This is a genomic window from Pantoea vagans (genome assembly GCF_001506165.1).
Lineage (GTDB): Bacteria > Pseudomonadota > Gammaproteobacteria > Enterobacterales > Enterobacteriaceae > Pantoea > Pantoea vagans_C.
Genome location: NZ_CP011427.1, coordinates 1,177,831 through 1,195,593, shown reverse-complemented (window position 1 = coordinate 1,195,593; position 17,763 = coordinate 1,177,831). Strand labels below are relative to the sequence as shown.

15 protein-coding genes are annotated in these 17,763 nt (G+C 54.2%); 6 read left to right on the top strand and 9 right to left on the bottom strand.

What is annotated here, in order from left to right:
• Window positions 1-70: 70 nt before the first annotated feature.
• Window positions 71-796 (top strand): bifunctional 2-polyprenyl-6-hydroxyphenol methylase/3-demethylubiquinol 3-O-methyltransferase UbiG, encoded by a 726-nt coding sequence (gene ubiG, locus LK04_RS05600; RefSeq protein WP_039328344.1) that lies wholly within the window; start codon window positions 71-73, stop codon window positions 794-796.
• Between the two features lie 333 nt (window positions 797-1,129).
• Here ubiG and lsrG read toward each other — a convergent pair whose 3' ends face one another.
• Window positions 1,130-1,426, bottom strand: coding sequence for a (4S)-4-hydroxy-5-phosphonooxypentane-2,3-dione isomerase (gene lsrG / locus LK04_RS05595; protein WP_039328345.1), 297 nt, complete (start codon window positions 1,424-1,426; stop codon window positions 1,130-1,132).
• 209 nt (window positions 1,427-1,635) lie between these two features.
• On the opposite strand from lsrG, the gene lsrK reads away from it, so the two are divergent.
• The 4 genes from lsrK to yfaE all read left to right on the top strand — a co-directional run bounded on the left by lsrK (window position 1,636) and on the right by yfaE (window position 7,418).
• Window positions 1,636-3,207 (top strand): autoinducer-2 kinase, encoded by a 1,572-nt coding sequence (lsrK, locus tag LK04_RS05590; protein WP_039328346.1) that lies wholly within the window; start codon window positions 1,636-1,638, stop codon window positions 3,205-3,207.
• Between the two features lie 466 nt (window positions 3,208-3,673).
• Window positions 3,674-5,959, top strand: coding sequence for a class 1a ribonucleoside-diphosphate reductase subunit alpha (gene nrdA / locus LK04_RS05585; protein ID WP_039328347.1), 2,286 nt, complete (start codon window positions 3,674-3,676; stop codon window positions 5,957-5,959).
• 65 nt (window positions 5,960-6,024) lie between these two features.
• Window positions 6,025-7,155 (top strand): class Ia ribonucleoside-diphosphate reductase subunit beta, encoded by a 1,131-nt coding sequence (gene nrdB, locus LK04_RS05580; protein ID WP_039328348.1) that lies wholly within the window; start codon window positions 6,025-6,027, stop codon window positions 7,153-7,155.
• A gap of 2 nt (window positions 7,156-7,157) precedes the next feature.
• Window positions 7,158-7,418, top strand: a complete 261-nt coding sequence (yfaE, locus tag LK04_RS05575) for a class I ribonucleotide reductase maintenance protein YfaE (RefSeq protein ID WP_039328349.1) — start codon at window positions 7,158-7,160, stop codon at window positions 7,416-7,418.
• Between the two features lie 104 nt (window positions 7,419-7,522).
• Here the strand turns inward: yfaE and LK04_RS05570 are convergent, their stop codons facing one another.
• Both LK04_RS05570 and elaB read right to left on the bottom strand, forming a co-directional pair.
• Window positions 7,523-8,719: a nicotinamide mononucleotide deamidase-related protein YfaY gene (locus LK04_RS05570; RefSeq protein WP_039328350.1), complete on the bottom strand. Its 1,197-nt coding sequence runs from the start codon at window positions 8,717-8,719 to the stop codon at window positions 7,523-7,525.
• Window positions 8,720-8,871: 152 nt separating this feature from the next.
• Window positions 8,872-9,180 (bottom strand): stress response protein ElaB, encoded by a 309-nt coding sequence (elaB, locus tag LK04_RS05565; RefSeq protein ID WP_039328351.1) that lies wholly within the window; start codon window positions 9,178-9,180, stop codon window positions 8,872-8,874.
• A gap of 291 nt (window positions 9,181-9,471) precedes the next feature.
• Between elaB and LK04_RS05560 the strand changes: the two genes are divergently transcribed.
• Window positions 9,472-11,130, top strand: a complete 1,659-nt coding sequence (locus LK04_RS05560; RefSeq protein WP_039328353.1) for a glucan biosynthesis protein D — start codon at window positions 9,472-9,474, stop codon at window positions 11,128-11,130.
• A 28-nt stretch (window positions 11,131-11,158) separates the two neighbouring features.
• Here LK04_RS05560 and LK04_RS05555 read toward each other — a convergent pair whose 3' ends face one another.
• The 6 genes from LK04_RS05555 to nuoJ form a co-directional block, all read right to left on the bottom strand.
• Window positions 11,159-11,611: a GNAT family N-acetyltransferase gene (locus tag LK04_RS05555; protein ID WP_039328354.1), complete on the bottom strand. Its 453-nt coding sequence runs from the start codon at window positions 11,609-11,611 to the stop codon at window positions 11,159-11,161.
• A 259-nt stretch (window positions 11,612-11,870) separates the two neighbouring features.
• The gene (nuoN, locus tag LK04_RS05550) at window positions 11,871-13,334 is read right to left on the bottom strand and encodes an NADH-quinone oxidoreductase subunit NuoN (RefSeq protein ID WP_039328356.1); all 1,464 of its coding nucleotides are present in this window, start codon (window positions 13,332-13,334) and stop codon (window positions 11,871-11,873) included.
• Between the two features lie 6 nt (window positions 13,335-13,340).
• Entirely contained in the window at window positions 13,341-14,861 is a 1,521-nt protein-coding gene (nuoM, locus tag LK04_RS05545; protein ID WP_039328358.1) for an NADH-quinone oxidoreductase subunit M, read from the bottom strand.
• 215 nt (window positions 14,862-15,076) lie between these two features.
• Entirely contained in the window at window positions 15,077-16,912 is a 1,836-nt protein-coding gene (gene nuoL, locus LK04_RS05540) for an NADH-quinone oxidoreductase subunit L (RefSeq protein ID WP_058969164.1), read from the bottom strand.
• Window positions 16,909-17,211 carry an NADH-quinone oxidoreductase subunit NuoK gene (nuoK, locus tag LK04_RS05535; protein WP_034825057.1) on the bottom strand — a complete coding sequence of 101 codons (303 nt, stop codon included), beginning with the start codon at window positions 17,209-17,211 and terminating at the stop codon, window positions 16,909-16,911. Before nuoK ends, nuoL begins: the two co-directional genes overlap by 4 nt.
• Window positions 17,208-17,759 carry an NADH-quinone oxidoreductase subunit J gene (nuoJ, locus tag LK04_RS05530; protein WP_039336491.1) on the bottom strand — a complete coding sequence of 184 codons (552 nt, stop codon included), beginning with the start codon at window positions 17,757-17,759 and terminating at the stop codon, window positions 17,208-17,210. The genes nuoK and nuoJ overlap by 4 nt, the downstream gene beginning before the upstream one ends.
• Window positions 17,760-17,763: the final 4 nt, after the last annotated feature.

Sequence of the window (17,763 nt, the reverse complement as noted above, 5' to 3'; positions counted from 1 at the left end):
AGGTGAGAGATGCGCTGGCGAGACTTAAGCGTTTATACTGAGGGAATATTTTGTCAGGAGTCTTGATTCAATGAGTGAACAACCGCAGGAAAGCCGCCAGAACGTCGACCACGCTGAGATCGCTAAGTTTGAAGCGGTGGCATCACGCTGGTGGGATTTAGAGGGTGAATTTAAGCCGTTACACCGTATCAATCCCCTGCGTCTTGGCTGGATTGCTCAGCACAGCAATGGCTTGTTTGGTAAGAAGGTGTTGGATGTGGGTTGCGGCGGCGGCATCCTGGCTGAAAGTATGGCGCGTGAAGGTGCCAATGTGACTGGACTGGATATGGGTGCAGAGCCGTTGGAAGTGGCGCGTTTACATGCGCTGGAGAGCGGCGTCAGCGTCAATTATGTGCAGCAAACCGTGGAGGACCACGCCGCCAGCCATGCCGGGCAGTATGACGTGGTGACCTGCATGGAGATGCTGGAGCACGTGCCCGATCCGCGTTCGGTGGTGCTGGCTTGCGCGCAGTTAGTGAAACCCGGCGGCGAAGTGTTTTTCTCGACGATTAACCGCAATCCAAAGGCCTGGCTGCTGGCGGTGTTCGGAGCCGAATACGTGATGCGTATGGTGCCGCGTGGGACGCATGATGTTAAGAAGTTCATCCGTCCGGCTGAACTGCTGAACTGGGTCGATGAAACGCCATTGCGTGAGATGGGTATGATTGGCCTGCACTACAATCCGCTGACCAATCAGTTCCGTCTGGGGCGTGGCGTGGATGTGAATTATATGGTGCATACGCATCGCCAGGATTGAGTTTTTGCGCGGGTGCGGTGGGATTGGCACGTTGCCGCTGTGAGATCGGCGAGTTGTCGCTGTGGGATCGGCGAATGGGTGCTGTGGGATCGGTGAGTTGGCCAGTCACCCCCCGCCCGATCGCAAAGGAATCATGCATCCATGCAGATCGGCCGCCGCATCCCGGCGGCGGACGCTTTGCTCTTCGGGCGGGAGGTTACTGGCCCTTAGAGTTGATCATGGCTTTTATGAAAGGCCTAAAGCCGCACCCAGCAGGTCTATACTTCACGTTCAGGTTCAGGTTCAGGTTCAGGTTCAGGTTCAGGTTCAGGTTCAGGTTCAGGACGTTAATCCCTAAGCTTGTGGGAAAATCCCCTTAAACGCGGTTTTCTTTCTCGGTTCGCTCATCAACGCCTCTAGTGCCTCGACGCAAGCCAGGTAGTGCGGCGTTTTTTTGTGTGCCAACACTGCGGCTTCATCGGCGTAAGCTTCATAAATAAAGAAGCGCGTGGGTACACTGCTGTCCTGTAACACGTCAAAACGGAGATTACCCGGTTCCTGCAATGCCCCTAAATGATTCAGCTCGAAAACTCGCAGAAATTCGTCGATACAGTCGGGTTTTACGTTGATTTCGACCAGCGTCACTTCCATCAGTTCGTTCCTTTCATCGTCATTCGCAGAGTGGCAATCCTGGCCAGGCTGGTTGAATAAAACTCTTGCAGCGATCACAGTTCGCACTTTCATCCTCTGGCTAACCCCTTCATCTGGAGGTGAAAACCCGCACGCACAGCTATCTTTGCAGTAACACCCGTTGGGCCGTCGGCGTGGAGCACTCGTTCCGTATTGACAGGAGTTTCGTGATGACACACGCCCCGCATTTAATGGCGCTAGACGCTGGCACCGGCAGTATTCGCGCGGTGATTTTCAATCTGCAAGGTGAGCAGGTCGCCGTGGCACAAGCGGAATGGCGCCATCTCGCGCTGCCCGACGTGCCGGGCTCGATGGAGTTTGACCTTAGCCACAACTGGCAACTTGCCTGTCAGTGCATCCGCCAGGCGCTGCAACAGTCTCAACTGCCTGCCAGCGCGATTCGCAGTGTGGCATGCTGCTCGATGCGCGAAGGGATTGTGCTTTACAACAAAGCAGGCGAAGCGATTTGGGCCTGCGCTAACGTGGACGCACGCGCCAGCCGTGAAGTGAGTGAGCTGAAGGAGATCCATCACGGCGAGTTTGAGCGTGAAATCTACCAATGCTCGGGACAAACCCTGGCTTTAGGCGCAATGCCCCGCCTACTGTGGTTGGCGCACCATCGCCCAGAAATTTACCGGCAGGCCGCCACCTTAACCATGATCAGCGACTGGTTAGCGAAATGTCTCAGCGGTGAACTGGCAGTGGACCCGTCCAATGCGGGCACCACCGGCCTGCTGGATTTACACACTCGGCAATGGCGACCTGACCTGCTGGAGATGGCGGGATTGCGTGGCGATATCCTGTCCCCGGTCGCCGAAACCGGTACCAAGTTAGGAGAAGTTACTGCCGAAGCCGCGCGTCAATGTGGGCTGGAGAAAGGCACAGCAGTCGGCATGGGCGGCGGTGATGTGCAGTTGGGTACGCTCGGGTTAGGCGTGGTGAATGCGGGTGAGACCGCCGTACTGGGAGGCACCTTCTGGCAGCAGGTGGTGAATTTGCCCCAACCGCAGGTTGACCCTGAGATGAACATCCGCGTGAATCCACATGTGATCCCCGGCATGGCGCAGGCGGAAGCCATCAGTTTTTTCACCGGGCTAACCATGCGCTGGTTCCGCGATGCCTTTTGCGGTGAAGAGAAATTGCTCGCAGAACGCTTGGGTGTTGATTGTTACAGCCTGTTGGAAGAGATGGCCGCACGCGTGCCTGCCGGTTCATGGGGTGTGATGCCGGTGTTCTCCGATGCCATGCATTTCAATAAGTGGTATCACGCCGCTCCTTCATTTATTAACCTCTCCATCGATCCCGAACGCTGTAATAAACAAACGTTATTCCGCGCCCTGCAGGAGAACGCTGCCATCGTCTCTGCGTGTAATCTTGATCAAGTGGCAGCGTTTTCCGGCATGCGCACCTCACAACTGGTGTTTGCCGGTGGCGGGGCCAAGGGAAAACTGTGGAGTCAGATACTGAGTGATGTCACCGGATTGACGGTGAAAGTACCGCAGGTCAAAGAAGCAACGGCCCTGGGATGTGCGATAGCGGCTGGCGTGGCGGCTGGCGTTTACGACAGCTTGCAGGAGTCAGGGCAAGCACTGGTACGGTGGGAGCGTGAATTCGAGCCTAATCCACAACACCATCAACTCTACCAGCAGCAAAAGACGCGTTGGCAACAGGTCTACGCGGACCAACTGACCTTGGTGGACAGTGGGTTAACCACCTCAATGTGGAAAGCACCGGGTTTGTAATCTTACGGCTATCCAGATCAATTTCCTTTTAGACGCGTACCAGCCTTTTTTGTAGGCTGCTTAGGTCACAAAAAATTCATAAGTCATTTTAGATAAGTTCGCTACTGGCGGCCTTGTCAGGGCTTTTTTGACCTCAGAAAAATCCGGAACGGACAAGGTTGAGCAATAAACACGCGCTCGATCAAATTATGAAAAAAAACTGCTTTGCCGTTGACACCAGTTGCAGCCCTTGTGGGATGGGGATCCAGGATTTTCGCTACCCCCCAGGACGGATTTTTTCGCGAAAATCAACTCTTGTGATGATCAGAATGCTGACTAGAATACTCACCATATTGTTGTTCAAACTTCCCGCACCCCCTATATATAGTGTTTATCCACAGGCTTACTCACAACGAGCGGCTTGTGCATAGACCTTGTGAATAGATGGGGGATAACTATGTATTTCATGGACAGGTAAACACGCGACATGAACCAAAGTCTGCTCGTTACTAAACGCGATGGCCGTCAGGAACGCATTGATCTCGATAAGATTCACCGAGTACTGGATTGGGCAGCTGAAGGGCTGAACAATGTCTCCGTGTCTCAGGTTGAGCTGCGCTCCCACATTCAGTTTTACGATGGTATCCGTACTTCGGATATCCACGAGACCATCATCAAAGCGGCTGCAGACCTGATCTCCCGTGATGCTCCGGATTACCAGTATCTGGCTGCACGTCTTGCCATCTTCCACCTGCGTAAAAAAGCCTACGGCCAGTTTGAGCCGCCAAAGCTGTATGACCAGGTGGTGAAAATGGTTGAGATGGGCAAATACGATCGCCATCTGCTGGAAGATTACAGCGTTGAAGAGTTCGCGCAGATGGACGAGTTCCTCGACCACTGGCGCGATATGAACTTCTCATACGCGGCGGTAAAACAGCTGGAAGGGAAATACCTGGCACAGAACCGTGTCAGCGGCGAAATCTACGAGAGCGCGCAGTTCCTGTATATTTTGGTCGCGGCTTGCCTGTTCTCTGGTTACCCGCGTGAAACGCGTATGGATTACGTGCGTCGTTTCTATGATGCCGTTTCTACCTTCAAGATCTCATTGCCAACGCCAATCATGTCCGGCGTGCGTACACCAACCCGTCAGTTCAGCTCTTGCGTCCTGATCGAGTGTGGTGACAGCCTGGATTCTATCAACGCCACCTCCAGCGCTATCGTGAAATACGTTTCTCAGCGCGCCGGTATCGGCATCAATGCCGGTCGCATTCGTGCGCTGGGCAGCCCGATTCGTGGCGGTGAAGCTTTCCACACCGGCTGTATCCCGTTCTATAAGCATTTCCAGACGGCGGTGAAGTCGTGCTCACAAGGCGGCGTGCGTGGCGGTGCGGCGACTCTGTTCTACCCCATGTGGCATCTGGAAGTCGAAAGCCTGCTGGTACTGAAAAACAACCGTGGTGTTGAAGGCAACCGCGTGCGTCACATGGATTACGGCGTACAGATCAACAAGCTGATGTACACACGTCTGCTGAAAGGTGAAGACATCACGCTGTTCAGCCCGTCTGACGTGCCGGGTCTGTACGATGCGTTCTTCGCCGACCAGGACGAGTTTGAACGTCTGTACACCAAATATGAGAAAGACGACAGCATCCGTAAACAGCGCGTCAAAGCGGTTGAGCTGTTCTCACTGATGATGCAGGAACGTGCTTCAACTGGCCGTATCTATATCCAGAACGTCGATCACTGCAACACTCACAGCCCGTTTGATCCGGCTATCGCGCCTGTTCGCCAGTCCAACCTGTGCCTGGAAATCGCGTTGCCGACTAAACCGCTGAATGACGTGAATGACGAAAGCGGTGAGATTGCCCTGTGTACGCTGTCTGCGTTTAACCTTGGTGCAATTGATAGCCTCGACGATCTGGAAGAGCTGGCTACCCTTGCGGTACGTGCGCTGGATGCCCTGCTGGATTACCAGGACTACCCCATCCCGGCGGCAAAACGCGGCGCAATGGGCCGTCGTACGCTGGGTATTGGCGTCATTAACTACGCTTACTATCTGGCGAAGAATGGCGTGCGTTACTCTGATGGCAGCGCCAACAACCTGACGCACAAAACCTTCGAAGCGATTCAGTATTACCTGCTGAAAGCCTCGAACGAGTTAGCGAAAGAGCAAGGTGCCTGCACGTGGTTCAAAGAGACCACCTACTCACAGGGCATTCTGCCGATCGATACCTATAAAAAGGATCTCGATGCGGTATGCAACGAGCCGCTGCATCTCGACTGGGAAGCACTGCGTGAGTCGATCACCACTCACGGCCTGCGTAACTCCACGCTCTCTGCCCTGATGCCGTCTGAAACCTCTTCGCAGATTTCAAACGCCACCAACGGTATTGAACCGCCGCGCGGCCACATCAGCATTAAAGCCTCGAAAGACGGCATTCTGCGTCAGGTGGTGCCAGAGTATGAGCGTCTGAAAGATGAGTACGAACTGCTGTGGGAAATGCCTTCTAACGACGGTTACCTGCAACTGGTTGGCGTCATGCAGAAGTTTATCGATCAGGCTATTTCGTCAAACACCAACTACGATCCAAGCCGTTTCGCCAATGGCAAAGTGCCAATGAAACAGCTGCTGAAAGATCTGTTGACCGCGTATAAGTTTGGCGTGAAAACCCTGTATTACCAAAACACCCGTGACGGTGCGGAAGATGCGCAGGACGATCTGGCCCCATCCATTCAGGATGATGGCTGCGAAAGCGGCGCCTGTAAGATCTAATCCGGCAAACGCCCTATCATGTCAGGGCCGACACACGTCGGCCCCTCTTACTTTTGGACTTAGTCATGGCTTACACCACATTTTCGCAGAACAAAAATGACCAGTTGTTAGAACCGATGTTCTTCGGCCAGTCAGTAAACGTTGCGCGTTTCGACCAGCAGAAATATGACATCTTTGAAAAGCTGATCGAAAAGCAGCTCTCCTTCTTCTGGCGTCCAGAAGAAGTTGACGTTTCACGCGATCGTATCGATTATCAGGCGCTGCCGGATCACGAGAAACATATCTTTATCAGCAACCTGAAATATCAGACGCTGCTGGATTCGATTCAGGGCCGTAGCCCTAACGTGGCGCTGCTGCCGCTGATTTCGATTCCAGAACTGGAAACCTGGATAGAGACTTGGGCGTTTTCTGAAACCATCCACTCGCGTTCTTACACCCATATCATTCGTAACATCGTCAACGATCCTTCACTGGTATTTGACGATATCGTCACCAACGAGCAGATTCTGGCGCGTGCGCAGGATATCTCGAAGTACTACGACGACCTGATCGAGATGACCAGCTACTGGCATCTGCTGGGCGAAGGCACGCATCAAGTGGCCGGCAAAACCGTCACTGTTAATCTGCGTGCCTTGAAAAAGCAGCTGTATATCTGCCTGATGAGCGTGAACGCACTGGAAGCGATTCGCTTCTACGTCAGCTTCGCCTGTTCATTTGCTTTCGCCGAGCGCGAGCTGATGGAAGGTAACGCGAAGATCATCAAGCTGATCGCACGCGACGAGGCACTGCACCTGACCGGCACTCAGCACATGTTGAACCTGCTGCGCACCGGTGAAGACGATCCAGAAATGAAAGAGATCGCCGCCGAATGTCGTGACGAGTGTTTTGACCTGTTCAAGAAGGCCGCCGAGCAAGAAAAAGAGTGGGCAGATTATCTGTTCAGCGGCGGCTCGATGATTGGTCTGAACAAAGACATTCTGTGCCAGTATATCGAGTACATCACCAATATCCGTATGCAGGCGGTCGGCCTTGACCTGCCGTTCCAGACTCGCTCAAACCCGATTCCATGGATCAACTCCTGGCTGGTTTCCGACAACGTGCAGGTTGCGCCGCAGGAAGTTGAAGTGAGTTCTTACCTGGTTGGCCAGATTGATGCTGAAGTGGGCGAAGACGACTTCAACGACTTCCAGCTGTAAGCATGAGCCGTTCTGTTGTTATTCTGCGCAGTTCCGGCTCCCGGCTGGAGTGCGCAGAAGATCATCCCAATCTGCTGACCACGCTTGAAGCGCATAATGTGTGCGTGGAGTTTCAGTGTCGTGAAGGCTACTGTGGCTCCTGCCGCATGCGCTTGCTGAAAGGCGAAGTGGCTTACGCGGAAACCCCGTTGGCGTTTATTCAACAGGGCGAAATTTTGCCCTGCTGTTGCCGCGCTAAAGGGGAGATTGAAATAGAATTGTGATGACCCAGGTCGCCATTAATGGCGACCCTACATCGTAGAATGCGCATTTATGCGCACCGGGTTGCATCAAGATACCTGGCCACAGTTGTGCACACCGGACAGGTTTACAACTTCACCGTCTCTAACACATCAATCCAGCCATGCCCGGTACTGACTTCGCTACCGTGCAACCAGCGTCGCAGCATGTTCATTGCCATCATTGCCACTACCTTCTGTCGCGTTTCCACGTTATGACGTCCGTGAGTGAACTTGACGCGTTGGCCCCAGCTGGCTTCTGGCGTATGCAGCGCGACAGACACTTCGCCCTCTTCCAGATTTCCCACTGAAAGCGCCAATACGGTGCCATGATGCGCGGCTAACTCTTTTGTGCGTTCAACTTGCGCTTCCAGCGTCTCCGCCTGCGGCGGCAAAATCTCAGCGGCACTGAGCGGCACCTGAGCTGACGCCAGCTGCCAGTTCAGCAATCCAGCGGTATATTGTTCGCTTAGTGCCAGGCGGAAACCCCGTTCTTGCAGTTCTCGGGCTAACAACGCAGGTAACCCTTCAGTGCCATGAAAAATCGTGCATTCTGCCAGCAACAGTTTCACTTGCTGCCACGCCTGCTCCATCGCCACGCGCTGGCTGGCTGGACCGGTGAGTTTGATTTCGATGATCGGCATCGAGGAGCGATAGCCCATCACCACGCCTTCTGGCAGCGGCAAGGGTTCAAGCTCTGCAGCGATATCACTTTCGCCACGGCCAAAGGTCGTCAGACGCAAGCATAGCGGCGGCTCGGGCAAATCAAAACGTGCTTTCAGGCGTGGAATGATCTCCTGCTCAACCATCACTTTGAATTCAGAGGGTACGCCCGGTGTGAAGAAAATCCAGCAGCGATTGAGTTGCAATGCAAAGCCGCATGCGGTGCCGACCGGGTTATCAATCAGCTCGGCATTGGCAGGAATTTCGGCCTGCTTGCGATTGCTGGGCGCCATCACACGGCCACGGCTGGCGAACCAGGCTTCCATTTTTTCCAGCCACGCCTGCTGAATCACCAGTTCAGTCCCACAAGCGGTGGCGGCTGCCAACGCGCTGAGATCGTCACTGGTTGGCCCGAGGCCGCCATTGACGATCAGCACATCGGCGATTTGGCTGCGGCTCTGTAGCGCATCCACCAATGAAGACATGGCATCACCCACCGTGCTACGGCTGGTCATCGGCAAACCGTTCTGGAACAGCACATCCGCCAGCCAGGCCGCATTGGTATCGACTATCTGCCCGTGTAACACTTCATCGCCCGTTGAGAGCATTTCGACACGTATCACGTTGTATTCTCCTTATCCCTGTCGCATTACTGTAGAAAGCACGCAGGCGAAACACAATCGCAAAGGTTGCGAAACAAAGATTTGAAACAAATGGGCGTTAAAGCGGCAGAAAAAAGAGGAATCGGGCGCGCTAAAACTCGCGCCCTTGCGGATTAACGTCGCGCCAGCAGTAAACCGACAAACAGACCTGCAGCGGCACCGATGCCGATACCCTGCCATGGTTTGTCATGCACATATTCATCAGCGCGGTAGGCGGCTTTTTTGGCACGGTAGTAGTAGCTGTCAGATGCCTGACTGACACGGTTTTTCACGTCTTCCAGCGCCTGTTCCGCCTTCAGTTTTAGCTCGATGTACTTTTGATCGGCGGGATCACCCGACGACTTCAGCACTTCTTCCAGCGTTTCCGTCAGCAAAGCCAGATCGTCATCAAGGCGAGTTTCAAATTGGTCTGAAGATGACACGTTGTACTTCCTCCATGTTCATAACTTATCGTTGTTTAACTATAGTCATTAATTCGCACCTTGCTGGGCAACGTAGACCAGGAATGCACCTGGTTTTAACTGACTCAGTGCAAAGTTATGTTAAGCCAGGCGTGGCGACGAGAAATCTGCTTCGCTTATTTGATTAATCTGATAAATTTTCGTCAGACTGAATTTTTTAATTTCGCGACTGTCGTAACCCCCTGTAGCCTGACGCCTAGCGTCTTACGAAAGTCTTAACACACCAGAGCAGCTAAGGATTAGATTTCCGGCATGAATCGTAGAAAATTTATGAAAGCGTCCATGGCCCTCTCTGCCGTCAGCGGCATGACCGGGCTCTCCTCGCTGTTTGCGCAGTCCGCCTGGGCCGATGATGGTATCGCCGACGGTACCGCAGTGCGCTTCGATTTCGACTCACTGAAAAAGAAAGCCTCCGCACTGGCGAAACAGCCCTGGGGCGGCGCACCCGGCCCCCTACCCGACACGCTGGCCAATTTGACACCCCAGGCCTACAACGAAATTCAGTACGATGCGAACCACTCGCTGTGGAACAACATTGCCGATCGTGAGTTGGACGTGCAGTTCTTCCACGTGGGAATGGGCTTTAAACGCCGTATTCGCATGTTCTCTGTAGATGCGGACAGCCGCGAAGCACGCGAAATTCACTTCCGTCCGGAACTGTTTAACTATCACAATGCCAATGTGGATACGCAGCAGTTAGTCGGTAAAACCGATTTGGGCTTTGCGGGTTTCCGTGCGTTCAAAAAACCTGAACTGGCACGCCGCGATATCGTGTCATTCCTCGGTGCCAGCTACTTCCGTGCCGTGGATGAAACCTATCAGTATGGATTGTCTGCGCGCGGCGTGGCGGTGAACACCTTCAGTAATGGCCATGAAGAGTTCCCAGACTTCACCGCCTTCTGGTTTGAAACGCCAAAAGCCGAGGACACCACTTTTGTGGTCTACGCCCTGCTGGATGGTGCCAGCGTGACCGGTGCGTACAAGTTCACCATCCACTGCGAAGAGAAACGTGTGGTGATGGAGGTGGAAAACCACCTGTTCGCGCGTAACGAGATTCGTCAGCTTGGCATCGCGCCAATGACCAGTATGTTCAGTTGTGGCACCAATGAGCGTCGCATGTGCAACACTTACCACCCACAAATCCACGATTCCGATCGTCTGGCGATGTGGACTGGCAAAGGTGAATGGATTGCCCGCCCATTGAATAATCCGCAGCGTTTGCAGTTCAACGCCTATCAGGATGAAAACCCGCGTGGTTTCGGCCTGTTACAGCTGAATCATGATTTCAAAGATTATCAGGACGTGATCGGCTGGTATGACAAACGTCCAAGCCTGTGGGTTGAGCCGATTGGCAAATGGGGCAAAGGTGCCATCAACCTGATGGAGATCCCTACCACCGGTGAAACGCTGGATAACGTGGTGTGCTTCTGGCAGCCCACCGAGCCGGTGAAAGCGGGTAGTGAATTCAACTTCCAGTACAAGCTCTACTGGAGCCAGTTACCGCCCGTTCGCAGTGGTCTGGCGCGCGTGGATGCAACGCGTACCGGTATTGGTGGATTCCCAGAAGGTTGGGCGCCGGGAGAACACTTCCCTGACCAGTGGAGCCGTCGCTTTGCCATCGACTTCGTGGGTGGCGATCTGAAAGCCGCTGCGCCGAAGGGCATTGAGCCAGTGATCACGGTCAATTCTGGCACCATCAAACAGGTAGAGATTCTCTACGTTGAGCCAATCGACGGGTACCGCATCCTGTTTGACTGGTATCCAAACAGTGACTCAACCAAGCCGGTTGATATGCGTCTGTTCTTGCGCACCAAAGACGAGACGCTCAGTGAAACCTGGCTGTATCAGTACTTCCCGCCGCCGCCCGATCAGCGTAAATACACCGACGATCGGCAGATGACGCCGGGCTGATAACCACGGCGAGGAGCAATCCTCGCCGTTATTGTTTTTGCATACCGATGTGTGGGATGTTGTCTTCCATATAGACGTCCCCCACCGCTTTGAAACCGAGTCGGCCGTAGAAACCTTCCAGATGTGCCTGCGCGGACAGATAGATGCCACGCTGCGACCAGTGCTGTTCACAACTCTCCAGTGCCTTCTCCATCAGGCGATAGCCGAGCTTCAATCCACGCGCTTCTTCCGACACAATCACGCGGCCAATGATCACCGGAGCCGTTTCCTCTACCGGGGTTAGCACGCGCGCATAGGCCATCAGTTTACCGTCAAGAAAACCCAGGATATGGCGATTGTCTGCAGTAAGATCCTGCCCATCAATGTCTTGATACGGGCAATTTTGTTCGACGATAAACACATGATTGCGCAGCGATAGCAAAGTATATAACTGCTGTGCGCTGAGTTCACTGTGGTGGCAATCAAGCCATTGCATTTCCATGGTGCTTCCTTGTCTGAGCGAAAAAAATGATCTCACGAGATTAACACAGTGCGCAGCATGCGGGCTGTAAGCGGGCCGACAAATATGGCAGTTAATTCGGCGGAGTCCAGGATATCGTCGTTAAGCTGATACTGCTCACTGACTCGCCCTTTTGTCGCCATAAATGGCGCCCCTACAACGACGCTGCACGGCTCTTTGCTTATTCGACAGGCAAAAAAAATCAGGCCCGGGGGCCTGATTCTCTCTTCGTGACGTCAAATCACATAAGTGGCTGTGCCATCTGCACCAGCGAAATAAGCGGCTGCGGATAGACACCCAGCAGCAACACCAGAATCGCGGAAATCAGCACCACCACACCACCGGCGGTAAAGGCCCAGTTGGCTGGTGTATCGCGGTCACGGGTGTGCATCTCAGGAGGGCTGAGGTACAGGCTCACCGTGACGCGCAGGTAGTAGTAAAGACCAATCGCACTACCCGCGACGACTGCCGCAGTCAGCCACCACAGATGCCCATTCACACCGGAAGCAATCACATAGAACTTACCAATGAAGCCTAGTGTCATCGGGATACCCGCCAGCGACAGCATCATCACGGTCATCACCGCTGACAGAATCGGACGGTGCCAGAACAGACCACGGTAGGAGTATAGCGTGTCAGCATCCGGACCACGGTACGGGCTGGACATCAGGCTCACGACACCGAACGCGCCGAGGCTGCTGAACAGGTAACCCGCCAGGTAAACACCGGCAGTTTCCAGTGACAGCTGATGAGTTTTCACCGCAATCAATGCCACCAGCAGATAGCCCAAGTGGGCGATCGAGGAGTAGCCGAGCAGACGCTTGATGTTGCTCTGCGAAATCGCCATCAGGTTACCGAACAGAATCGATACAAAGGCGATAACCCCGAGCACTGTGCGCACCGCTTCGCTGTCAGTCACTGGCGCGTACAGGAACAGACGCATCACCACACCGAAGATAGCGATTTTACTGGCGGTCGCCAGGAAGGTGGAGACAGGTGCAGGCGCACCCTGATACACATCCGGCGTCCACAGGTGGAACGGCACCAGTGACAATTTAAAGCCGAGGCCAATAATCATCATGCCCAAGCCAACCAGCAGCAGCGGCTGTTGAATCATGCTGTCATTCAGACTCTTGCCTAACTGCACAAAGCTCAGGCTACCAGAGTCGGCATAAATCAAGGCAATACCGAAGATCAGGAACGAGGACGCAGCCGCTGAAAGAATCATGTATTTCAGCGCGGCTTCCAGTGAGCGTTTCTGGCGGAAGGCATAACCAATCAAACCAAACAGCGGCAAGGAGAGCAGTTCGATACCAATGAACAGCGCCGCCAGATGATTTGCACTTGCCAGCACGATGCCGCCCAGAGCGGCGATCAGCACCAGCAGATAGAACTCATCTTTGTTGTCCGGGAAACCGGCCAACCACGGATAAGCAAAGGTGCAGGTAGCCAGACTGGCGAGCAGCACCAGCGCGGTGTAGAACATCGAATAGCCGTCAACGCGCAGCAGCGGCGTGACATCCATAGCACCTACGTGACCTACAAACCACAGTGAAAACAGCGCCAGGTTAAGACCAATTACAGTCAGCGTGGCATTAACAAAGTGATTGCGTCGCCACGCAATGGACAGCATCACCACCACCACCGTCAATCCGACGATCAACAGCGGCAGTAACGCAATCAGATGTTGAGGAGTTATTGTCATGGCGAATTACGGCCTTGTAGTTGAAATTGAAGCGGTAAACCACTGCTGAATATTGCTCATCGCAGCATGGGACGTGTCGAGGATCGGCTGTGGATAGATACCCAGCAGAACCAGCAGCACCACCAGAACCCCGATAGTCATGAATTCACGCGGTGACATGCCCGGCAGCGGATCTTTTGACTTCGCCTCACCGTAGTAAGCGCGCTGCATCATGATCAGTGAATACACCGAAGCGAACACCAGACCAAAGGTCGCAATCACGATAATGACCGGGACCACCTGGAAGCTACCGGTCAGAATCATGAATTCACCGACAAAGTTACCGGTGCCCGGCATACCCAGGTTGGCGACCGCGAAGAACAGTGACAGGCCTGGAATCCATTTGATACGTCCCCACAAACCGCCCATCTGACGCAAGTCACGCGTGTGCAGACGCTCATACAACTGGCCACACAAGATGAACAGTGCTGCGGCGGACAGGCCGTGAGCAATCATCTGGATAACCGCGCCCTGGAACGCCAACTGGCTGCCAGTGTAGATAGCAATCAGGACGAAGCCCATGTGCGAAACGGACGTGTAAGCAATCAGGCGCTTGATATCGGTCTGAGAGAACGCCATCCAGGCACCGTAGAAGATACCGATGATACCGAGCCACATGGCAATCGGTGCAAACTCTGCCGAAGCGTTCGGGAACAGTGGCAGGCTGAATCGCAGCAAACCGTAGGCGGCTGTTTTCAGCAAAATACCGGCGAGGTCAACGGAACCCGCCGTCGGTGCTTGGCTGTGTGCATCCGGTAACCAACCGTGCAGTGGCACCACCGGCATTTTTACGGCGAAGGCGATGAAGAAGCCCAGCATCAGCAGATATTCAACCGTATGCGACATTGGCGTTTTCAGTAGCTCTTCGTAGCTGAACGTCCAGACGCCAGTGGCGTTGTAGTGCACAAACACCAGCGCCAGAATCGCAATCAACATCACCAGACCAGACGCCTGGGTATAGATGAAGAATTTGGTCGCCGCCGAGATACGGGTTTTACCGTCAGAGGCTTTGTGACCCCAGAGCGCGATGAGGAAGTACATCGGCACCAGCATCATTTCCCAGAAGAAGAAGAACAGGAACATGTCGATGGAGAGGAACACGCCAATCACGCCACCGAGGATCCACATCAGGTTGAGGTGGAAGAAGCCCTGATACTTCTCAATTTCGTTCCAGGAACAGAGTACCGCCATCAAGCCGAGCAGACCGGTCAGTACCACCATCAGCAGTGAAAGACCGTCGATAGCCAGATGGAAGTTAATGCCGAAGCGAGGAATCCATGGCACCGAGAAGGTTGACTGCCACTGCGGGATCCCGGCAGCCTGCGTTAATGAATAGCCTCCCTGCAACCAAAGCTGCAGGCCAAGCGCCAGCGTCAGGCCCATGGTGATCATGGCGATCCAGCGTGGTACTTTCGCACCGAGGCGTTCTGCTAGCCAGCAGAGTAAGCCCCCAACAAAGGGTATGATTATTAGCCAAGGTAATAACACGGCATACTTCCCTATTATTCGTCTCTGTTCGAGCTATCTTGCTTGCCGTTTTTGTCCCCGGCAGTGCTCGCAATTCTCACGTACTCAAGTACGCTCCGGTTGCTGCACGCTGGCGGTGACAAAACTGGCTGCGCCGATAAGGCTCGTGCATCAGACAATTTTGAACATTCTTCATCAGGGGCGTTACAAAACGCTTCGCCCCCGCTCATCAATCTTTAGATCACCAGCATCAGCGCCAGCACCACCACGGCGCCAACGCTCATGGAAGCCACATACCAGCGCAGGTAACCGTTCTCGCTCACCACCAGACCTTTATTACCCATACGCGAGATCAGCGCTGGCAAGTTCATCAGTGAGTTCAGCGGATCGCGCTTCAGCAGCCAGGCAATGCCGAGATAAGGTTTTACGAACACCTTGTCGTACAGCCAGTCGAAGCCCCAGGCGGCAAACCACCATGTGCCAAAGAAACGGCCCGGCGCGCTGTTGGCAATGCTGGTCACCAGCTGACGTTTACCCAACCACAGTGCCGCAGCAATCAGGATGCCGACGATCGCGACCACACCGGAGGTGATTTCCAGCGCCACTTTGCCGCTTTCGCCAAATTCGTTCTGAGGCAACACGCCCGCCAGTGGCGGTGTGATCATCGCACCGATAAAGGTGGACAGAACCAACAGCACAATCAGCGGCAGATGGTGAGTAATGCCTTTGCCCGCGTGCGCATGAATTTTCTCTTCACCGTGGAACACGATAAAGATCATGCGGAAGGTGTAGATCGAGGTCAGGAATGCACCGACCAGACCCGCCACCATCAGATTGATGTGGCCATTCGCCAGCGCACCAAACAGGATTTCATCCTTACTGTAGAAACCTGCGGTGATCAGCGGCAGTGCCGCCAGCGCTGCGCCGCCGACCAGGAAGCAGGTATACACCAATGGGATGCTCTTACGCAGGCCGCCCATTTTGAAGATGTTCTGCTCGTGGTGGCAGGCCAGAATGACCGAACCCGAAGAAAGGAACAGCAGTGCTTTAAAGAATGCGTGCGTCATCAAGTGGAAAATCGCCGCGTCCCATGCCTGCACGCCAAGCGCGAGGAACATGTAGCCGATCTGACTCATGGTTGAGTAAGCCAGCACGCGTTTGATGTCGGTCTGTACCAGTGCCGCAAAACCCGCCAGTACCAGGGTAATCGCACCGACAATCCCGACCAGATGCAGCACTTCCGGCGTTAACAGGAACAGGCCGTGTGAACGGGCAATCAGGTAGACACCCGCGGTCACCATGGTGGCGGCGTGGATCAATGCAGAAACCGGGGTTGGACCCGCCATCGCATCGGCCAGCCAGGTTTGCAGCGGCAGCTGTGCAGATTTACCAACCGCACCACCCAGCAACATCAGCGTTGCCCATTGCAGCATGTGGTTGTCAGCGGCAAAGTGCGCCGGTGCCAGTTCCACCAGCTCGCGGAAGTTCAGCGTGCCCAGCTCGTTGTAGAGAATGAACAGTGCGAAAGCAAGGAACACATCACCGACACGAGTAATAATGAACGCTTTCATCGCCGCTTTGCCGTTCTCGGGATTGCTGTAGTAGAAGCCAATTAGCAGGTATGAGCACAAGCCCACGCCTTCCCAACCGAGATACATCAGCATCAGGTTGTCAGCTAATACCAGCACCACCATGCTCGCGATGAACAAGTTGGTGTATGCGAAGAAGCGCGAATAGCCCTCTTCGCCACGCATGTACCAGGAAGCAAACATGTGGATGAAGAAACCGACGCCGGTGACCACGGAAAGCATGGTCAATGACAAGCCATCCAGCACCAGATTGACTTTGATATCAAAGGTGCCAACGTGCATCCATGTCCACAATGCTTGTGTGAACGGCTGCTGGCCGTGACTGAAGAAGTCGAAGCCGACATAAATGGTAGTCAGTGCAGCAAGACCCACCGATCCCATTCCTACCGTTGCCGACAGGTTCTCCGACCAACGGCCACGGGAAAACGCTAATAGCAGAAAGCCAATCAGCGGAAATAATACGGTTAAATAGAGAAGATTCATCCGCGCATCTCGCTCACTGTGTCAATGTTCAACGTCTGACGACGACGATAGAGCTGCAGCAACAATGCCAGGCCAATACTGGCTTCCGCCGCCGCAAGGCTGATGGCAAGAATGTACATGACCTGGCCGTCAGCTTGTCCCCAGTAACTGCCCGCGACCACCAGTGCCAGCGCAGCAGCGTTGATCATGATCTCCAGACCAATCAGCATAAACAGCAGGTTGCGACGCAGCACCAGTGAGGTCAGGCCAAGGACAAACAGCACAGCGGCCAACATCAGGCCGTGTTGTAACGGGATCATGCGTGATCCTCCTTATTCGCATGTGCATCAGCATGGCGATTGCTTAACACTTCGCCCTGACGCTCTTCACGTCCGATATGGAAGGCTACCACCAGACCGGCCAGCAGCAACATTGAGGCCAGCTCAACCGCCAGAACGTATGGGCCAAACAGGCTGATACCGACCGCTTTCGCATCAATGACGGTGCCATCAATACCTTGATCCTGCGCGGTGCTGATGGCGTAAATCATGACCGCCAGCAACAGCAGAGAAACGATGCCAGGTCCAATCCACAGCGAAGGCTTCAGCCATTCACGCTCCTGATCCTGCTGGCTTTTGCCCAGGTTCAGCATCATCACCACGAACACGAACAGCACCATAATGGCACCGGCGTAGACGATGATTTCCAGCGCACCGGCAAAGTAAGCTCCCATCGAGAAGAACACGCCCGCAATCGACAGCAGTGAAACAATCAGGTACAGCAGCGCATGTACTGGATTGGTGTGCGTGATGACGCGCAATGTCGTCAACACCGCCACCAGTCCGCAAAGATAAAACGCAAATTCCATACCT

Excerpts from the sequence above, each read along its gene's own strand:
- ubiG (WP_039328344.1), top strand. The coding sequence starts at position 71 with ATGAGTGAACAACCGCAGGAAAGCCGCCAGAACGTCGACCACGCTGAG.
- LK04_RS05555 (WP_039328354.1), bottom strand. The coding sequence starts at position 11,611 with ATGGAAATGCAATGGCTTGATTGCCACCACAGTGAACTCAGCGCACAG.
- lsrK (WP_039328346.1), top strand. The coding sequence starts at position 1,636 with ATGACACACGCCCCGCATTTAATGGCGCTAGACGCTGGCACCGGCAGT.
- yfaE (WP_039328349.1), top strand. The coding sequence starts at position 7,158 with ATGAGCCGTTCTGTTGTTATTCTGCGCAGTTCCGGCTCCCGGCTGGAG.
- nuoJ (WP_039336491.1), bottom strand. The coding sequence starts at position 17,759 with ATGGAATTTGCGTTTTATCTTTGCGGACTGGTGGCGGTGTTGACGACA.
- nuoK (WP_034825057.1), bottom strand. The coding sequence starts at position 17,211 with ATGATCCCGTTACAACACGGCCTGATGTTGGCCGCTGTGCTGTTTGTC.
- lsrG (WP_039328345.1), bottom strand. The coding sequence starts at position 1,426 with ATGGAAGTGACGCTGGTCGAAATCAACGTAAAACCCGACTGTATCGAC.
- nuoL (WP_058969164.1), bottom strand. The coding sequence starts at position 16,912 with ATGAATCTTCTCTATTTAACCGTATTATTTCCGCTGATTGGCTTTCTG.
- nuoN (WP_039328356.1), bottom strand. The coding sequence starts at position 13,334 with ATGACAATAACTCCTCAACATCTGATTGCGTTACTGCCGCTGTTGATC.
- LK04_RS05560 (WP_039328353.1), top strand. The coding sequence starts at position 9,472 with ATGAATCGTAGAAAATTTATGAAAGCGTCCATGGCCCTCTCTGCCGTC.
- nrdA (WP_039328347.1), top strand. The coding sequence starts at position 3,674 with ATGAACCAAAGTCTGCTCGTTACTAAACGCGATGGCCGTCAGGAACGC.
- nrdB (WP_039328348.1), top strand. The coding sequence starts at position 6,025 with ATGGCTTACACCACATTTTCGCAGAACAAAAATGACCAGTTGTTAGAA.